The sequence below is a fragment of the Pseudomonas sp. YeP6b genome (assembly GCF_025642995.1).
Lineage (GTDB): Bacteria > Pseudomonadota > Gammaproteobacteria > Pseudomonadales > Pseudomonadaceae > Aquipseudomonas.
The window spans coordinates 674951-689649 of sequence record NZ_CP080090.1 but is presented as its reverse complement, the minus strand read 5'-3'; the positions used below and the strand labels follow the sequence as shown (position 1 = coordinate 689649).

Sequence of the window (14699 nt, the reverse complement as noted above, 5' to 3'; positions counted from 1 at the left end):
CATTCACCTTTGCGGGAAATTGATGCAGGGGTCGTGCCCGAACGGCGCTTGAGCAGCCTTCGGGCTGAAAACCGCAAAATATTGTTCAAAAAATCATCAATCCCGGTATTATCGCGCGCCCGGATATAGCCCCACCTTGGAACCCTGATGAAGCCTCAACTGATCGCCGCCGCGGAACTCGACCGTCTCGAGACCTGGCAGAAATATTCCGCCCACATGTGCGGTGGCTGCGTGTCCAGCTGCTGCACGCTGCCGGTTGAGGTGAAGATCAAGGACCTGATCCGCATTGGCATCGTTGACGAGTTCGAACGCGGCGACCCGCCGAAGAACATCGCCAAGCGTTTGCAGAAGGAAGGCATCGTCGAGCGCTACAACTCCAAATCCGAAATTTTTACCCTGCAGCGCATGAGCAACAACGATTGCCTGTACCTGGATCGTAAGACGCGCTTCTGCACTATTTATGACAAGCGCCCGGATACCTGCCGCAACCACCCGAAAATCGGCCCGCGGCCTGGGTATTGCGCGTATAAGCCGAAGGAAGTGGTGCGCGAGACTAAGTTCAAGACCCTCGATAAGTTCTGATCATCGTTCCCACGCTCTGCGTGGGAACGCCTCTTTTAAGAGCGGACGCGGAGCGTCCAGAGCTACATTCCCACGCAGAGCGTGGGAACGATCAGGCATAAAAAAACGCCCCCGGCCTTTCGACCGGGGGCGTTTTTCATTCAGCCTGAGTTAACTCAGTTCTTGGCTTTCTTGGCAGCGCGGGTACGCTCGCCTTCGTCCAGGATCTTCTTACGCAGGCGGATCGACTTAGGCGTAACTTCGCACAGCTCGTCGTCCTGGATGAATTCCAGAGCCTGTTCCAGGGTGAAGCGAACAGGTGGAACCAGAGCGATGGTTTCGTCTTTACCCGAAGCACGCATGTTGTCGAGCTTCTTGCCTTTGGTTGGGTTGACGCCCATGTCGTTGTCACGGCTGTTCAGACCAACGATCTGACCGTTGTAGATCTCTTGACCGTGTTCAACGAACAGCTTGCCACGCGCCTGGAGAGTTTCCAGGGAGTAGGTCAGCGCCTTGCCGGTTTCTACCGATACCAGAACACCGTTCTGACGGCCGGACATGTCGCCGGACTTCATGGTGTCGTAGCGATCGAAGATCGAGGTCAGGATGCCAGCACCGTTGGTCAGGGTCAGGAACTGGTTACGGAAACCGATCAGACCACGAGCAGGGATGTTGTATTCCAGACGCACACGGCCTTTGCCATCCGGCACCATGTTGGTCAGGTCGCCGCGACGCAGGCCCATCTCTTCCATGACTTTGCCCTGGGATTCTTCCGGGGTGTCGATGGTCACGTCTTCAAACGGTTCCTGCTTCACGCCGTCAACCTGACGGATGATCACTTCCGGACGACCAACGCCCATTTCGAAGCCTTCGCGACGCATGGTCTCGATCAGTACCGAGAGGTGCAGCTCACCACGGCCGGAAACCTTGAACTTGTCAGCCGAGTCGCCTTCTTCAACGCGCAGTGCAACGTTGTACAGCAGCTCTTTGTCCAGACGTTCCTTGATGTTACGGGAAGTCACGAACTTGCCTTCTTTACCGCAGAAAGGCGAGTCGTTTACCTGGAAGGTCATGGAAACGGTTGGCTCGTCAACGGTCAGAGGCTTCATCGCCTCGACAGTGTCCGGCTGGCACAGGGTGTCGGAGATGAACAGCGAGTCCATACCGCTGACGCACACGATGTCGCCTGCGAAAGCTTCTTCAACGTCGATACGGTGCAGACCGTGGTGACCCATCAGTTTCAGGATACGACCGTTACGCTTCTTACCGTCGGCACCGATAGCAACAACCGGAGTGTTCGGCTTGACGCTACCACGAGCGATACGGCCAACGCCGATAACACCCAGGAAGCTGTTGTAGTCCAGTGCCGAGATTTGCATCTGGAACGGGCCTTCACGGTCAACCTTCGGCGGTGGAACGTGGTCAACGATCGCCTGGTACAGCGGGGTCATGTCTTCCGCCATGGCGGTGTGTTCCAGACCGGCAATACCGTTCAGGGCAGAGGCGTAGATCACTTGGAAATCAAGCTGCTCTTCGGTTGCACCCAGGTTGTCGAACAGGTCGAAAATCTGGTCCAGAACCCAGTCCGGACGCGCGCCTGGACGGTCAACCTTGTTGATGCACACGATCGGACGCAGGCCGGCTTCGAAAGCCTTCTTGGTCACGAAACGGGTTTGCGGCATAGGGCCGTCTTGGGCATCAACCAGCAGCAGAACGGAGTCAACCATCGACATTACACGTTCAACTTCACCGCCGAAGTCGGCGTGGCCCGGGGTGTCCACGATGTTGATGTGGTAGCCGTTCCAGTTGATAGCGGTGTTTTTAGCCAGGATGGTAATACCGCGCTCTTTTTCCTGGTCGTTGGAGTCCATCACGCGCTCGTCGTTGAGCTCGTTGCGCTCCAGGGTGCCGGATTGACGCAGGAGTTTGTCTACCAGGGTGGTTTTACCATGGTCAACGTGAGCAATGATGGCGATGTTACGTAGATTTTCGATCACTTGTGTATCTCGATCAGAGGATTCGGTGTGCTGACAGGTCGTGGCAGCGATTAACAGTAGAGTCAGGCCTTGCCGTTACAGCTTGACGGCAGAGTCGGGGGGCCGGTGACGCAGGCCACAGGCAAACAGCCCCGGGCTCTTAGCTCGGTCGATAAACGCGCACATTGGCATGCCCCTCACTGAGCAAATGGTGGGCATGCAGGCGACTCATCACGCCTTTGTCGCAATACAGCAGGTACTGACGGCTGTTATCCAGTTCCTTGAAACGCGCGTTCAATGCGTAGAACGGCAGCGCTTGCACGTCGATGCCAGTGATTTCCAGCGGCTCATCTTCCGCGGCATCCGGGTGACGGATGTCGACGACAATCTGGCCGGCCAGGGCTTCGCTGACTTCTTCGATTTGCACGTCTTGGCCCAGTTCGTCGATTACGCGATCGATCGGGACCATTTTGGCGTTCTCGAGCGCACGCTCCAGAATCGCCATGTCGAACTGTTGTTCTTCGTACTCCACGCGGTTGCGCTTGGCGTGGGTCTTGGGGTTCACCGAGATGACCCCGCAATATTCAGGCATGTGCTTGGCGAAATCCGCCGTGCCGATTTCTTCGGCCAGGTCGATGATGTCCTGCTTGTGACTGGCAATCAGCGGGCGCAGCACCAGCTTTTCGGTCACGCAGTCAATCAGCGACAGGTTCGGCAGCGTCTGGCTGGAAACCTGGGAGATCGCTTCGCCGGTCACCAGCGCGTCGATCTGCAACTGATCGGCGATTCGGGACGCAGCGCGCAACATCATACGCTTCAATACTACGCCCATATGACTGTTATCGACTTTGCCGAGAATTTCGCCCAGCACTTCCTCGAACGGCACGCTTACGAATAGCACGCGCTGGGAGCTGCCGTACTTCTTCCAGATAAAATGCGCGACTTCCATCACGCCCAATTCGTGTGCACGCCCGCCCAGATTAAAGAAGCAGAAGTGGCTCATCAGGCCGCGGCGCATGATCTGGTAGGCCGCCACTGTGGAATCGAAACCGCCGGACATCAGTACCAGGGTCTGTTCCAGGGCGCCCAACGGGTAGCCGCCAATGCTGTTGTGCTGGCTGTGGATCACAAACAACCGTTGGTCGCGAATTTCCATGCGCACTTCAATTTGCGGCGCTTTCAGGGAAATTCCGGCGGCGCCGCACTCGCGACGCAGCTTGCTGCCGACGTATTTCTCGACGTCCATGGAGGTGAAGGTGTGCTTGCCGGCGCGCTTGCAGCGCACCGAAAAAATCTTGCCTTCTAACTCTGTGCCGAAATGCAGTTTGCACTTTTCGGTGATGTCGTCGAAGTCGCCCAGCGGGTACTCATCCACCTGCAGGAAATGCGCGATGCCCGGCATGCAGCTCAGGCGCTCGGTCATGTCCTTCAAGGCTTTGGCGTCGGTGACACGGGTTTCCAGCTCGAGGTTGTCCCACACGCCGTTCACCACCACAGCCGGGTCCAAGTCACGGAGCACGGCACGGATGTTCTTGGCCAACTGACGGATGAAACGCATCCGTACCGGTCGGCTTTTGATGGTGATCTCGGGGAACACTTTAACGATTAATTTCATGGAAACAGCGCGCGCCGGGCCTGCTGAAAAAGGGGGGCGCGGATTATAGCGGAAATCGCTCAAGGTTTAACCAGTTAATATGCATTGACGATACCGCGCACCAAAACGGGTCATTTGCGCAAATTAACGCTACATTGCAGTGCGTTAATTATTCCGCTTCAGCGGATTGCACCGTTATAGGGGCCATTTTGAGGCAAAAAGGCCATGTTGGCGCACTGGCATGCAATTTGCTCTCTTGTGAGGCAGGTTGCCTTGGTCGAGTATTCGCGCCGGCATCACCCACATTCTAAGGGCTAACTCCACTACCCCAGCCCGAAGCCACCCGGAGGACACCATGTCGAAGTCGGTTCAACTCATCAAAGATCATGACGTTAAATGGATTGATCTGCGCTTCACGGACACTAAAGGTACTCAGCACCACGTGACCATGCCGGCTCGCGACGCGCTGGATGATGCTTTCTTCGAAGAAGGCAAAATGTTCGACGGTTCCTCCATTGCTGGCTGGAAAGGCATCGAAGCTTCCGACATGATCCTGATGCCGGACGACAGCACTGCCGTTCTCGACCCGTTCACCGAAGACCCAACCCTGATCATCGTCTGCGACGTGATCGAGCCTTCGACCATGCAAGGCTACGACCGCGACCCACGTGCGATCGCCAAGCGTGCCGAGGAATACCTGAAGTCGACCGGTATCGGCGACACCGTATTCGTTGGCCCAGAGCCAGAATTCTTCATCTTTGATTCGGTCAAGTTCAAGTCCGACATCTCCGGCTCCATGTTCAAGATCTTCTCTGAACAAGGTTCGTGGATGTCCGACCAGGACATCGAAGGCGGCAACAAAGGCCACCGTCCAGGCATCAAAGGTGGCTACTTCCCAGTTCCGCCATTCGACCACGACCACGAAATCCGTACCTCCATGTGCAACGCCATGGAAGAAATGGGCTTGGTCATCGAAGTTCACCACCACGAAGTGGCGACTGCCGGCCAGAACGAAATCGGTGTGAAGTTCAACACCCTGGTGGCCAAGGCTGACGAAGTTCAGACCCTGAAGTACTGCGTACACAACGTGGCTGATGCCTACGGCCGTACCGCTACCTTCATGCCTAAGCCGCTGTATGGCGATAACGGTTCGGGTATGCACGTTCACCTGTCCATCGCCAAAGATGGCAAGAACACCTTCGCTGGCGAAGGTTATGCCGGCCTGTCCGACACCGCCCTGTACTTCATCGGCGGTATCATCAAGCACGGTAAGGCCCTGAACGGCTTCACCAACCCGTCGACCAACTCCTACAAGCGTCTGGTCCCAGGTTTCGAAGCGCCGGTAATGCTGGCCTACTCGGCTCGCAACCGTTCCGCCTCGATCCGTATTCCTTACGTGTCCAGCCCACGCGCTCGCCGTATCGAAGCGCGCTTCCCGGACCCAGCAGCTAACCCGTACCTGGCTTTCGCTGCCCTGGTCATGGCTGGCCTGGACGGTATCCAGAACAAGATCCACCCAGGCGACGCCGCCGACAAAAACTTGTACGACCTGCCGCCTGAAGAGGCCAAAGAGATCCCACAAGTGTGCGGCAGCCTGAAAGAAGCCCTGGAAGAGCTGGACAAGGGCCGTGCGTTCCTGACCAAAGGCGGCGTATTCAGCGACGACTTCATCGATGCCTACATCGAGCTGAAAAGCGAAGAAGAAATCAAAGTACGCACCTTCGTACACCCACTGGAATACGAGCTGTACTACAGCTGCTGATCCGGTAGCGCTGCTTAACGTGGCGTGATGAAAAAAGACCTCCTTCGGGAGGTCTTTTTTTTGCCTGGGGTTCAGCGGGCCGGGGCGTGGCGGTCGAGCATCTTGGCAATCATCAAGGTGCCCAAGGCACTGAGCTGGTGAATCGCCAGAACCGTATCGCGGTGTTTGCCTTCCAGCGCCTCGGACAAATCAAGCAACAAGGTGCTGACCGAGGAGAAGGCTTCGAAGCTGTTGACCAGCAGGGACTCGTCGTCGCTACCGGGATCGATGGTGAAGACGGATGGAGGTGGATTTGGGGTTGGTTTGAACATTTTCTACATTCCTCAATGAGGCCGCCTTCGCTTCGCTACTAAACGAAAGGGTGGCGGCTGTGCGCAGGTTAGTAGACCGGTGAATGTAGAAGCCCGGCGCATCCGAGGATGCCCTGCGCACAGCCACCATCAAGCACAGATTTGGGAAATCTGATTGATGGAGAATGCACGACCTACAATTCGAATCCAGGCTACTAAACCTGATCGCTGATGAGCAGCGACCGAGCAACCTTAAAGACGACAAGCCAGCCGTACAAGCCGGCGGATTCTGGCTCACCTGTAGGCAAGCACGCAAGTTAAGGTAGCCTCTGACTGACACCGCCCCCAACCTGCAAACCCAATCAACATGTGGGCGCTGGCTTGCCTGCGATAGCATCAGCTGGGTATACCTGCTGTACCGAGTTGCCCGCATCGCAGGCAAGCCAGCTCCCACAGGAGATCTGCTTTGAAACATCGACTTGTGTTCGCTTTGTTATTTATCAGCGCCAGTGCGAGCGCCGCGCCGCCCACCCTGGAGCCTCTGCTCAACAGCATCGCCGAGCGCCTGGAGATCGCCGACCAGGTTGCCCTGAGCAAATGGGACAGCCACAAGCCCGTAGAGGACAAGAAGCGCGAACAGGAAGTGATCGCCAGCGTCGTCGCCCAGGCGCCTACTTACAAACTGGACCCCGCCGCCGCCGAGCAATTTTTCTCGGCGCAGATCGAAGCCAATAAGTTGGTGCAATACACCCATCTATCCGACTGGCAGTTCCAAGGCAAAGCGCCCGACAACCCGCGCCCGGACCTGGTGAAGCAGATTCGTCCGCAGCTGGATCAACTGCAAAAACGCCTGCTCCAGCAGCTTGCGGACTTCACCCCACAGCGCACCGACCCACAGTGCCCGCAATGGGTGACGCAAGCCGTCCATGAGCCACAGAACGAACCAATGCGCCAGCTGGCGATGATCCGCGCCACCGCTGAGCTGTGCATCTACAAAGGTTAAAGACTGCAAACCCAATCAGAACTGTGGGAGCTGGCTTGCCTGCGATAGCGTCGGCACATTCAATACTGCTATCGCAGGCAAGCCAGCTCCCACATTGACCTAGATACTCATGCCAATTCATCGCCAGCCCTCACTTCCTGAACAGGTTTCACAAAACCGCACTATATTGGTGCGATAGCCTGCACGCTTCCCATCTGCCCAGCCCATTTTGGTTCGATTCTTCCCGATCAAGCTGGCAGAACGCCACAGTTTCGCGCCTTAAACCCCTATTTCAGGGGTTTAACGCTTCTTTTCGGAGCCTTGGTTTGGTTTTTGCATTTTCCTTGTATCAGCGTGTGCCTCAAGCCCGCGCCTTGCTCCAAAAGAGGTCCTGATGACCATCAGCGATGCACTGCACCGTTTGTTACTCGACAACCTGACCACCGCGACCATTCTGCTCAATGACGACCTGCGTCTTGAGTACATGAACCCGGCGGCGGAGATGCTCCTGGCCATCAGCGGCCAGCGCAGCCATGGGCAGTTCATCAGCGAATTGTTCACCGAGTCGGCCGAAGCCTTGAGTTCTTTGCGCCAGGCGGTGGAGCAGGCACACCCGTTCACCAAGCGCGAAGCGATGCTCACCGCCCTCACCGGCCAGACGCTGACGGTCGACTACGCCGTGACCCCGATCCTGAGCAACGGCACCACCCTGCTGCTGCTCGAAGTGCACCCACGTGACCGCCTGCTGCGCATCACCAAGGAAGAAGCGCAGCTGTCCAAGCAGGAAACCAGCAAGATGCTGGTGCGTGGCCTGGCCCACGAGATCAAGAACCCGTTGGGCGGGATTCGCGGCGCCGCGCAACTGCTGGCCCGCGAACTGCCGGAGGAGCACCTCAAGGACTACACCAACGTCATCATCGAGGAGGCCGACCGCTTGCGTAACCTGGTGGACCGCATGCTCGGCTCCAACAAGTTGCCATCGCTGGCGATGACCAACGTGCACGAGGTGCTGGAGCGCGTCTGCCAACTGGTCGAGGCCGAAAGCCAAGGCTGCATCACCCTGGTGCGCGACTACGACCCAAGCATTCCCGACGTGTTGATCGACCGCGAACAGATGATCCAGGCGGTGCTCAATATCGTGCGCAACGCCATGCAGGCCATCAGCAGCCAGAACGAGCTGCGCCTGGGCCGCATCAGCCTGCGCACCCGCGCCCTGCGCCAGTTCACCATCGGCCATGTGCGCCATCGCCTGGTGACCAAAGTCGAGATCATCGACAACGGCCCGGGCATTCCTGCGGAACTGCAGGAAACCATTTTCTTTCCCATGGTCAGCGGCCGCCCGGACGGTACCGGGCTGGGCCTGGCCATTACTCAGAACATCATCAGCCAGCACCAGGGCTTGATCGAATGTGAAAGCCATCCCGGCCACACCACGTTCTCGATCTTTCTGCCTCTGGAACAAGGAGCCCCATCGACATGAGCCGTAGTGAAACTGTCTGGATCGTCGATGACGACCGTTCTATCCGCTGGGTCCTCGAGAAAGCCTTGCAACAGGAAGGCATGACCACCCAGAGCTTCGACAGCGCCGACGGCGTGATGAGCCGCCTGGCGCGCCAGCAGCCGGACGTGATCATCTCCGACATCCGCATGCCCGGCGCCAGTGGCCTGGACTTGCTCGCGCGCATCCGTGAGCAGCACCCGCGCCTGCCGGTGATCATCATGACCGCGCACTCGGACCTGGACAGCGCTGTCGCGTCCTATCAAGGCGGCGCCTTTGAATACCTGCCCAAGCCGTTCGACGTGGATGAGGCGGTGGCGCTGGTCAAGCGCGCCAACCAGCACGCCCAGGAACAACAGAACCAGCAAGCCCCACCCGCCCTGACCCGCACCCCGGAAATCATCGGCGAAGCGCCGGCGATGCAGGAAGTGTTTCGCGCCATCGGGCGCTTGAGCCACTCCAACATCACCGTGCTGATCAACGGCGAGTCGGGCACCGGTAAAGAGCTGGTGGCGCATGCACTGCACCGCCACAGCCCACGGGCGGCCTCGCCGTTTATCGCGCTGAACATGGCGGCGATTCCCAAGGATTTGATGGAATCCGAGCTGTTCGGCCATGAGAAAGGCGCCTTCACCGGTGCCGCCAACCTGCGTCGCGGCCGCTTTGAACAGGCCGACGGCGGTACGCTGTTCTTGGATGAGATCGGCGACATGCCGGCCGACACCCAGACCCGCTTGCTGCGCGTATTGGCCGACGGTGAGTTCTATCGCGTTGGCGGGCACACGCCGGTCAAGGTCGACGTGCGCATCATCGCGGCGACCCACCAGAACCTCGAAACCCTGGTGCACGCGGGCAAATTTCGTGAAGACTTGTTCCACCGTCTGAACGTGATCCGTATCCATATCCCACGCATGTCGGACCGTCGCGAAGACATCCCGACCCTGGCCCGCCACTTCCTCAGCCGCGCCGCTCAAGAGCTGGCCGTCGAGCCGAAGCTGCTGAAAAGCGAGACTGAGGAATACCTCAAGAACCTGCCGTGGCCAGGTAACGTGCGCCAGCTGGAGAACACCTGCCGCTGGATCACCGTGATGGCTTCGGGTCGCGAAGTGCATATCAGCGACCTGCCGCCGGAGCTGCTCAGCCTGCCGCAGGACTCAGCCCCTGTGACCAACTGGGAACAGGCGCTGCGCCAATGGGCAGATCAGGCCTTGGCGCGTGGCCAGTCGAACCTGCTCGACAGCGCCGTGCCGGCGTTCGAGCGAATCATGATCGAAACCGCCTTGAAGCACACCGCCGGCCGCCGCCGCGACGCCGCCGTGCTGCTGGGCTGGGGCCGTAATACCCTGACGCGCAAGATCAAGGAGCTGGGGATGAAGGTGGATGGCGGGGATGAAGATGAGGGTGATGAGGGCTGACTGATCGTTCCCACGCTCTGCGTGGGAATGCCTCCCCGGACGCTCCGCGTCCAGGCCTCACTGCAACTTGAGGTCTGTGCACTGGTGACGCGGAGCGTCACACGATGCATTCCCACGCGGAGCGTGGGAACGATCAGATCAGATGCAGTGCACCGCTTCAATGCACCATGAACCGGCATCGGGCATGGATCCAACGCTTGAAACATCAGCCACGCTGAAAAAACCTTGAACAGCAAAAACACCAAAGCCCCGTATTCCGGGGCTTTGCGCTTTATGGCGTGATTTTTTGGCACAAATTACAAACTCTGGCACGCGCCCTGCAATAACCCTTGTACTACCCAGTTTCGGGGACCTTGGTACAGGCAGGCCGAGAATCCCCTCTTTACACCTGGGGTGCTTGATGCGGATCGCGTCGTGCCCCACACCCGTTTCGGGAACCTCGGTACAGGCAGGCCGGGGATTCCCTCTTTTATTGCTCTTGGAGATGGATCTCAAGCCGCCAGCGGCCATCGGCCTTCTCTCCCTTCCATTCCCCGCGCAACGGCCGAGCCGCCACCAGGTTGAGCAGCAAGCCGCTATCGGTCTTGCGGATGCGCCAGTTCACGTCCTTGTCATTGACCTTGAGTTGCCCATTGGCCACCTTGCCCTGCGCGTCGAACAGCAGCGCCACGGTGCCATCCACCTGCTCGCCGTGCAGCTTGGGCTCGCTGTTGAACCACACCACCACGCCGTCCTTTGCCAGCTCTACCTGTTGCAATTCGACCGGCTCCGGGGTGGTCAGGCGGCCAATCATCAGGCCGATCATCAAACCGACAATCACCATTGAGCCCAAGACCCTGGGCAATAGCTTCGGCCTTGGGTCGTCTTCAGGGGTAGAATGCAGCGCATCTTTGCCTTCGGAGCCGTGCATGTTTCACGTCATCCTTTTTCAACCAGAAATTCCGCCGAATACCGGCAACGTTATCAGGCTGTGCGCCAACAGTGGCTGCCACCTGCATTTGATTGAGCCGCTGGGCTTCGACATGGACGACAAGCGCCTGCGCCGCGCCGGGCTGGACTACCACGAGTACGCCACGCTCAAGCGCCACGCCGATCTGGCCAGTTGCCTGGAAAGCCTGGGCCACCCACGGCTGTTCGCGTTTACCACCAAGGGCTCGCGGCCGTTTCATGATGCCAGCTTTGCCGAAGGCGACGCCTTCCTGTTCGGCCCGGAAAGCCGTGGCCTGCCGGCCGAGGTGCTCGACGCACTGCCCGACGGCCATCGCCTGCGCTTGCCGATGCGCGAGGGTTGCCGCAGCTTGAACCTGTCGAACACCGTGGCCGTCGCGGTCTACGAAGGCTGGCGCCAGCTCGGCTTCAAGTAACACGTAAAAACAAATGTGGGAGCGGGCTTGTGTGGGAGCCGGGCTTGCCCGCGATGCAGGCACCTCGGTGTGTCAGTCACACCGGGGTGATGCTATCGCAGGCAAGCCAGCTCCCACACAAGCCCGCTCCCACATTTTTACCGCGTCGACTTACTGAACGGTCGACGAACCTTCCTGTTGCATGCGCTGCAGCTCTTGCGCGTACAAGGCATCGAAGTTCACCGGAGCCAGCATCAGCGCAGGGAACGAGCCACGGGTGACCAGGCTGTCCAGGGTCTCACGGGCATACGGGAACAGGATGTTCGGGCAGAACGCGCCCAGGGTGTGGCTCATGGACGCTTCGTCCAGGCCCTGGATCAGGAAGATACCGGCCTGTTGCACTTCAGCGATGAAGGCGACTTCTTCGCCATTCTTGACGGTGACCGACAGGGTCAGCACGACTTCGTGGAAGTCACCTTCCAGTGCCTTTTGACGGGTGTTCAGGTCCAGCGCAACGCTTGGAGTCCATTCCTGACGGAAGATGGCCGGGCTTTTCGGCGCCTCGAACGACAGGTCACGCACGTAGATCCGCTGCAGCGAGAATTGTGGGCCTTGGGTTTCTGCTGCTTCAGTATTCTGTTGGTCAGTCATCACAGATCCTTCTTGATCTTGGGGTCTTTTAGGGTTTAGGAGTCAGACGAGCAGCAGCGCATCGAGTTTACCGGCGCGCTCCAGGGCGAACAGGTCATCGCAACCACCGACATGCTTGTCGCCGATCCAGATCTGCGGCACGGACGTGCGCCCCGCCTTCTGGGTCATTTCGGCGCGCACCTGGGGTTTGCCGTCGACCTTGATCTCTTCGAAGGCAACGCCCTTTTTCTCAAGCAGGGCCTTGGCCCGCATGCAGTAAGGGCACCAATCGCTGGAGTAAACGACAACCTGACTCATGTCACTTCACCAACGGCAGGTTATCGGCCTTCCAACTGCCGATACCGCCGGACAGTTTGGCGGCGGTGAAACCAGCCTTGAGCATCTCGCGGGCGTGGGTCCCGGCGTGCTGGCCTTGGGCGTCGACCAGAATAATGGTCTTGCCTTTGTGTTTTTCCAGCTCGACCAGGCGTGCGATGAGCTTGTCCTGTGGAATGTTCAGGGCGCCGACGATATGGCCGGCGGCAAAATCCTTGACCGGGCGAATATCCACGACAACGGCCTCATCCTTGTTGACCAGCGCGGTCAGCTCCGACGTGCTCAGGCTGCGGCCACCGCGGCTCATTTCATGAGCGATCAGCAGCGCCAGCAGGATGACGAAGGCACCCGCGAGCAGGTAGTGGGCAGTGGCAAATGCAATCAGGTGATCAACCATCAAGGAGGTTCCAGGGCGTTAAAATGGCGGTAAGTATACACAGCCGTCAGGGGGGGCCAACCCCCGTAAAGCGGTGACGTGGTCGGAACTTCGCTTTAGACTGCTACTCCCTTTTAGATTGCCTTCCTTTATTACCGCCGCGAGAGGATCTATGACTACTACGCCTAAACCTTTGGTCCTGATAATTCTCGATGGCTTCGGACACAGTGAAAGCCACCACGACAACGCCGTGTACTCGGCCAAGAAGCCGGTACTCGACCGCCTCACCGCCACCGTACCCAACGGTTTGATCTCAGGTTCGGGGATGGATGTAGGCCTGCCGGACGGCCAGATGGGCAACTCGGAAGTCGGCCACATGAACCTCGGCGCCGGACGAGTGGTATACCAAGACTTCACACGCGTGACCAAATCGATCCGCGACGGCGAGTTCTTCGAGAACCCGACCATTTGCGCGGCGGTGGATAAAGCAGTCGCAGCCGGCAAGGCCGTGCACTTCATGGGCCTGTTGTCCGACGGCGGCGTGCACAGCCACCAGGACCACCTGGTCGCCATGGCCGAGCTGGCGTTCAAGCGCGGCGCCGACAAGATCTACCTGCACGCCTTCCTCGACGGCCGCGACACCCCGCCAAAAAGCGCGCAGTCGTCCATCGAGTTGCTCGACGCCACCTTCGCCGCCCTCGGCAAGGGCCGCATCGCCAGCCTGGTCGGCCGTTACTTCGCCATGGACCGTGACAACCGCTGGGACCGCGTGGCCCAGGCCTACAACCTGATCGTCGACGGCCAGGCCGAATTCAACGCCGCCACCGCACAGGAAGGCCTGGAGGCCGCCTATGCGCGTGGCGAGAGCGATGAATTCGTCAAAGCCACTACCCTCGGCGAGCCGGTGAAAGTCGAAGACGGCGACGCCGTGGTGTTCATGAACTTCCGCGCCGACCGTGCCCGTGAGCTGAGCCACGTGTTCGTCGATACCGGTTTCAAAGATTTTGAGCGCGCACGCCAACCGAAAGTCGAGTTCGTGATGCTCACCCAATACGCCGCCAACATTCCGGCCCCCTCGGCGTTTGCCCCGGGCAGCCTGGAAAACGTGTTGGGCGACTACCTGGCGAAAAACGGCAAGACCCAGTTGCGCATCGCCGAAACCGAAAAATACGCCCACGTGACCTTCTTCTTCTCCGGCGGGCGTGAAGAACCGTTCCCGGGCGAAGAACGCATCCTGATCCCGTCGCCAAAAGTCGCCACCTACGACCTGCAGCCGGAAATGAGCGCACCCGAAGTCACCGACAAGATCGTCGATGCCATCGACAATCAGCGTTACGACGTGATCGTGGTCAACTACGCCAACGGCGACATGGTGGGCCACAGCGGTAACCTGGAAGCGGCCGTAAAAGCCGTGGAATGCCTGGACCTGTGCGTCGGCCGCATCGTCGAAGCCCTGGAGAAAGTCGGCGGCGAAGCGCTGATCACCGCCGACCACGGCAACTGCGAGCAGATGTCCGACGAATCCACCGGGCAAGCCCACACCGCCCACACCACCGAGCCGGTGCCGTTCATCTATGTCGGCAAGCGCGACCTGAAAGTGCGTGAAGGCGGCGTGCTGGCGGATGTGGCGCCGACCATGCTGAAGCTGATGGGGTTGGAGAAGCCGAAAGAGATGACCGGGACTTCGATTCTGGTTTGACCCTGAGACGCACCGCAAGCCCCTGTGGGAGCTGGCTTGCCTGCGATAGCATCAACTCGGTATCTCTGAAGCACCGAGGTGTCCGCATCGCAGGCAAGCCAGCACCCACAGGGTTGGAAGGTGCTTTTGAGGATATCTTTTTGCCACACCAACGCCACTCGGCACCTATCTTGCCCGCAAGCCCCAATTGGGCGTTTTTTTTGCGGCGCTTGGCGGGCATACTAGGCTGTCCCTTTC

The 14699-nt window shown here is 59.0% G+C and carries 14 protein-coding genes; 7 read left to right on the top strand and 7 right to left on the bottom strand.

Features of this window, described 5'->3' with window-relative positions; all coding sequences use genetic code 11:
- Positions 1-147 precede the first annotated feature (147 nt).
- A complete protein-coding gene (locus tag KZH41_RS03105; protein WP_003171132.1) occupies positions 148-582 on the top strand; it encodes a YkgJ family cysteine cluster protein in 435 nt (144 codons plus the stop codon).
- 155 nt (positions 583-737) lie between these two features.
- On the opposite strand, the gene typA is transcribed toward KZH41_RS03105, so the two are convergent.
- Positions 738-2558, bottom strand: coding sequence for a translational GTPase TypA (gene typA / locus KZH41_RS03100; RefSeq protein ID WP_094952189.1), 1821 nt, complete (start codon positions 2556-2558; stop codon positions 738-740).
- A 139-nt stretch (positions 2559-2697) separates the two neighbouring features.
- The gene (thiI, locus tag KZH41_RS03095; RefSeq protein ID WP_242153954.1) at positions 2698-4152 is read right to left on the bottom strand and encodes a tRNA uracil 4-sulfurtransferase ThiI; all 1455 of its coding nucleotides are present in this window, start codon (positions 4150-4152) and stop codon (positions 2698-2700) included.
- A 334-nt stretch (positions 4153-4486) separates the two neighbouring features.
- On the opposite strand from thiI, the gene glnA reads away from it, so the two are divergent.
- Positions 4487-5893, top strand: coding sequence for a glutamate--ammonia ligase (gene glnA / locus KZH41_RS03090; RefSeq protein ID WP_017138628.1), 1407 nt, complete (start codon positions 4487-4489; stop codon positions 5891-5893).
- A 71-nt stretch (positions 5894-5964) separates the two neighbouring features.
- Here glnA and KZH41_RS03085 read toward each other — a convergent pair whose 3' ends face one another.
- Positions 5965-6204, bottom strand: coding sequence for a DUF6124 family protein (locus tag KZH41_RS03085; protein WP_083355706.1), 240 nt, complete (start codon positions 6202-6204; stop codon positions 5965-5967).
- A 385-nt stretch (positions 6205-6589) separates the two neighbouring features.
- On the opposite strand from KZH41_RS03085, the gene KZH41_RS03080 reads away from it, so the two are divergent.
- The 3 genes from KZH41_RS03080 (at position 6590) to ntrC (ending at position 10078) form a co-directional block, all read left to right on the top strand.
- The gene (locus tag KZH41_RS03080; RefSeq protein ID WP_406980080.1) at positions 6590-7186 is read left to right on the top strand and encodes a chorismate mutase; all 597 of its coding nucleotides are present in this window, start codon (positions 6590-6592) and stop codon (positions 7184-7186) included.
- 373 nt (positions 7187-7559) lie between these two features.
- Positions 7560-8645, top strand: coding sequence for a nitrogen regulation protein NR(II) (gene glnL, locus KZH41_RS03075; protein WP_078046461.1), 1086 nt, complete (start codon positions 7560-7562; stop codon positions 8643-8645).
- Positions 8642-10078 carry a nitrogen regulation protein NR(I) gene (gene ntrC, locus KZH41_RS03070; protein ID WP_094952186.1) on the top strand — a complete coding sequence of 479 codons (1437 nt, stop codon included), beginning with the start codon at positions 8642-8644 and terminating at the stop codon, positions 10076-10078. The genes glnL and ntrC overlap by 4 nt, the downstream gene beginning before the upstream one ends.
- 469 nt (positions 10079-10547) lie before the next feature.
- On the opposite strand, the gene KZH41_RS03065 is transcribed toward ntrC, so the two are convergent.
- Complete coding sequence (locus tag KZH41_RS03065) at positions 10548-10988, bottom strand: hypothetical protein (RefSeq protein WP_094952185.1); 441 nt, start codon at positions 10986-10988, stop codon at positions 10548-10550.
- Here KZH41_RS03065 and KZH41_RS03060 point away from each other — a divergent pair.
- Positions 10987-11442: a tRNA (cytidine(34)-2'-O)-methyltransferase gene (locus KZH41_RS03060; RefSeq protein WP_003171120.1), complete on the top strand. Its 456-nt coding sequence runs from the start codon at positions 10987-10989 to the stop codon at positions 11440-11442. The genes KZH41_RS03065 and KZH41_RS03060 overlap by 2 nt on opposite strands.
- A 150-nt stretch (positions 11443-11592) precedes the next feature.
- Here the strand turns inward: KZH41_RS03060 and secB are convergent, their stop codons facing one another.
- The 3 genes from secB to KZH41_RS03045 are packed head-to-tail and all read right to left on the bottom strand — an operon-like array spanning position 11593 to position 12784.
- The gene (gene secB / locus KZH41_RS03055; RefSeq protein WP_083355711.1) at positions 11593-12072 is read right to left on the bottom strand and encodes a protein-export chaperone SecB; all 480 of its coding nucleotides are present in this window, start codon (positions 12070-12072) and stop codon (positions 11593-11595) included.
- Between the two features lie 42 nt (positions 12073-12114).
- Positions 12115-12369 (bottom strand): glutaredoxin 3, encoded by a 255-nt coding sequence (gene grxC, locus KZH41_RS03050; RefSeq protein WP_094952184.1) that lies wholly within the window; start codon positions 12367-12369, stop codon positions 12115-12117.
- Between the two features lies 1 nt (position 12370).
- Positions 12371-12784 carry a rhodanese-like domain-containing protein gene (locus tag KZH41_RS03045; protein ID WP_263274366.1) on the bottom strand — a complete coding sequence of 138 codons (414 nt, stop codon included), beginning with the start codon at positions 12782-12784 and terminating at the stop codon, positions 12371-12373.
- 151 nt (positions 12785-12935) lie between these two features.
- On the opposite strand from KZH41_RS03045, the gene gpmI reads away from it, so the two are divergent.
- Positions 12936-14462, top strand: a complete 1527-nt coding sequence (gpmI, locus tag KZH41_RS03040; protein ID WP_263274365.1) for a 2,3-bisphosphoglycerate-independent phosphoglycerate mutase — start codon at positions 12936-12938, stop codon at positions 14460-14462.
- The last annotated feature ends 237 nt before the right edge of the window (positions 14463-14699 follow it).